Source organism: Nocardia sp. NPDC058497 (assembly GCF_042720195.1).
Lineage (GTDB): Bacteria > Actinomycetota > Actinomycetes > Mycobacteriales > Mycobacteriaceae > Nocardia.
Window position 1 is genome coordinate 1 of the sequence record NZ_JBHXMY010000688.1, and the last position, 2882, is coordinate 2882.

At 65.4% G+C, this 2882-nt stretch carries 3 protein-coding genes; 2 read left to right on the forward strand and 1 reads right to left on the reverse strand.

What is annotated here, in order from left to right:
* Window positions 1-52 precede the first annotated feature (52 nt).
* On the forward strand, window positions 53-910 hold the full coding sequence (locus tag ACFWPJ_RS29520; protein WP_378856292.1) for a hypothetical protein: 858 nt from the start codon (window positions 53-55) through the stop codon (window positions 908-910).
* Window positions 911-994: 84 nt separating this feature from the next.
* On the opposite strand, the gene ACFWPJ_RS29525 is transcribed toward ACFWPJ_RS29520, so the two are convergent.
* Window positions 995-1762, reverse strand: coding sequence for an alpha/beta hydrolase (locus ACFWPJ_RS29525; RefSeq protein WP_378856294.1), 768 nt, complete (start codon window positions 1760-1762; stop codon window positions 995-997).
* Between the two features lie 253 nt (window positions 1763-2015).
* On the opposite strand from ACFWPJ_RS29525, the gene ACFWPJ_RS29530 reads away from it, so the two are divergent.
* The coding region (locus tag ACFWPJ_RS29530) for a collagen-like protein (protein ID WP_378856296.1) at window positions 2016-2882 on the forward strand (867 nt) is incomplete at its 3' end.

Below are 2882 nucleotides of genomic sequence, written 5' to 3' on the forward strand. Positions count from 1 at the left end.
ACGTATTTCCGTGTGCTCGTTGAGTACGGCCGCGGCCGGTAGGTTGGCTGGCATGTCCAGCGACGTGCTGCCTGCCGAAGTCGGGCGGAGTGTGCAGGTGTTTCTGAGCGCTGTCGACGCGTTGGCGCCGGGGCTGGTCAGCGGGTTCTACCTGGTGGGATCGGTGGCCTTGGGCGACTTTCGACCTCATGGCGCCGGGCGCGGTCGACTCCAGACGGCCAGCGATATCGACTTCGTCGCGGTGACCGATCGTCGTTTGGAGGAAGGGTCTCCGGAGATGGCGGCGTTGGCTGAGGCGCACGCCCGAACGGTGGCTGCCTTCCCGACGCCGAATTTCGACGGCGCGGTTCTCACCTGGGCCGACCTCGCGGCCGGGCCGAGGGGCTGCTCCGAAGTTCCTTGCGCCCAGGAGAATCGGTTCACACCCGCTGGGCGGTTCGGCATCAACCCGGTGACGTTCTGCGAGCTGGCCTGGCACGGGATCACCGTGCGTGGACCGCAGCCGACCGACATCGACCTGTGGGCCGACCCGAATGCCTTGCGCCAGTACACCATCGGCAACCTTCGTGTCTACTGGCGGCCGTGGTGGGAACAGAACCGGCAGCTGCGCCCGCTGCCTCTCGTCCTCGGGGTCAGTCCGTGGTTCCCGGTCTGGGCCGTGCTCGGCGTGAGCCGACTGCACCACCTTCTCGCCACCGCAACGATGACCTCCAAATCCGGTGCGGGTCGCTACGCCCACAAGACGTTCGATCCGCGCTGGCAGCGCATCATCGCCGAAAGCCTGCACCTGCGCACCAACGGCACCGAGGGCCGCCGCGGTTACCGCAACCCCTTGACCCGCCGCCGCGACACTCTCGCCTTCCTCGACGCCACCATCGACGCCGCGCTGACCTTGCCCGTCAATCGCTGACACCACCACACCCGATCAAAGTTCAGCCTCATCGGCGGGTAGCCGCGTAGTCGCGGCGGTGTCAGCTGGCGCAGGCGCGCAACGCTAGTCGGCAAAGCTGAGAGTTCTCTGCAGCCAGGCAAGCACCGGCGGTGCGACCTCGTCGAGTGCGGACTCCGCGATGATCCAATGCGGCTTGCCAGGATAAACCTGATGTTCGGCATCGTAACGGGCAGCGATCCGCTTCGAGATCCATTGTGCGACATTACGATCTGCCCCGCCGCTGACGCACAGCACGGGGCACGTGACGTCGGACGCTTTCACCCTGGTGGAGGATGCGCCGAGTGACATCTCCCGGAAGACCCGCCCCGAGTCGCGGACCAGACGCGGGATCAGTTCATCTTGTTCGGCCGCGGAGAGGGTATTCAGCGGAACTCTTCGCATAGTCTTCGCCGAGGGGAAGAACGGCCTCCCCGCGACGACCGCCGGCAGCACCGGGAACAGGTGCGGAAGCGCCCGAAGCTGCGGCCAGAGCACCCCGGGTGGGATCGACGCGAGCAGCACCGCCGCTCTCGGCATGCGGGCCGCTGCGATCCTCTGGGTCAGCAGGCCACCCATGCTGTGGCCGATGACGATCGCCGGTTCGTCGAGTCGGTCGTAAGCCTCGAGGGCGACGGTGAAGCAGTCTTCGATTCCGATTCGGGCCAGCACTTCGTCATCGGTAGGGTCACGGCCGGGCAGGGTGGGTGCGTGGCAGCGGAATCCGGCTGCCTCGAAGAACTGGATCCACGGTTCCAGCAGGGAAGGCCGACCGAACACGCCGTGGAGGAGGAGGATGGGGGGCTTGGCATCGGGGGCTGGGTCAGGCCGCACCCGGCCAGTATGCCGGAGTGCGGGCCAGAAGCTGAGTGATTCAGCGAATCCGAAATCGCCGCAACCTGTCCCGGATACGAGGAAATGGCGTGCTTGCCTACCGGATAACGCGGTTCGCCGGGTTTGGTCGACGAAACCGGGTGTGGGGTGGATGGTGTGAAATGATCGGGGTGTCGGCGTGACCGTGGCGCCGGATCGGAAGACTCATATCGGCGGCTTCGGTCGTCGCACAAGGTGAGGGGATGCGATTCGGATGACGTATGGACAGCAGCAACCCGGTTATCCACCGGCGGGGCCGAAACTCGGTGTCGGCGACGCCATCGGTTACGGGTGGGACAAATTCAAGAACAATGCGGTGGTGTGGGTCGCCATCGTGCTGATCGCGTTCATCATCCAGCTGGCGATCAACTTCCTGTTCGGTTTGGGTACTACGACCGATACCGATGCCGACGGTGACTTCAGCATCGGATTCGGTATCTGGCAGTTCATCGGCACGGTGGTGAGCGCCGTCATCGGCTATTTGATCTCCGCCGCGTTCGTGCGTGGCGCGCTGCACGAAACCGACGGGCGCAAGCCGGGATTCGGTGATTTCTTCAAATTCACAAATGTCGGCGCGGTGATCCTGGCGGGCATTCTGGTCGGTTTGGCGACCGGAATCGGTTTCGTGCTGTGCATCCTGCCGGGTCTGGTGATCGCCTTCTTCACCTGGTGGACGATGCAGTTCGTGATCGATCGCGATCAGGACGCGATCACGGCGATCAAATCGAGTTTTTCGGCGATATCCAGCAATGCCGGACCGTTGCTGCTGCTGGCGCTGGCGCTGTTCGGTATCAATATCGTCGGCGCGCTGCTGTGTGGCCTCGGCCTGCTGGTGACGGTGCCGCTGACGATCATCGCCTCGACTTACGCGTACCGGGTGGTGACCGGCGGACCGGTCGTCGGGGCGGCACTTACGCCGGAGCCGGGATACCCGCAGTACGGTGGGCCCGCAGGCGGATTCGGTCAGCCGGGCGAGCCGGGGTATCCGGGTCAGCCGGGACAGCCCGGTGAGCCGGGGTACCCGGGGCAGCAGGGATACCCGGGTCAGCCCGGTCAGCCGGGGTACCCGGGGCAGCAGGGA